Source organism: Marinobacter iranensis (assembly GCF_029207565.1).
Classification (GTDB): Bacteria; Pseudomonadota; Gammaproteobacteria; order Pseudomonadales; family Oleiphilaceae; genus Marinobacter; species Marinobacter iranensis.
The window spans coordinates 1-253 of record NZ_JANCMW010000312.1; the positions used below are offsets into that span (position 1 = coordinate 1).

Here is a 253-nt window from a genome sequence, read left to right on the forward strand (position 1 = left end):
TAACGGTTACCGAGCTGACCGAAGCCGATCTGATGGAAGGCGACGTCACCGTCGCTGTCGATGCCACGACGGTGAACTACAAGGACGGATTGGCGATCACCGGCAAGGCGCCCGTGGTGCGACGCTGGCCGCTGGTTCCGGGTATCGACTTCGCAGGCACGGTGCTTTCCTCCGACAACCCCGACTGGCGCAAGGGCGATCGCGTGATCCTGAACGGCTGGGGTGTCGGCGAGACCCATTACGGCGCCTATGC

Annotated in this window: 1 protein-coding gene; it reads left to right on the forward strand. The window is 64.0% G+C overall.

Features of this window, described 5'->3' with window-relative positions; all coding sequences use genetic code 11:
* Window positions 1-14: 14 nt before the first annotated feature.
* Window positions 15-253: alcohol dehydrogenase catalytic domain-containing protein (locus NLU14_RS22510; protein ID WP_420845102.1), on the forward strand; the 239-nt coding region annotated here is incomplete at its 3' end.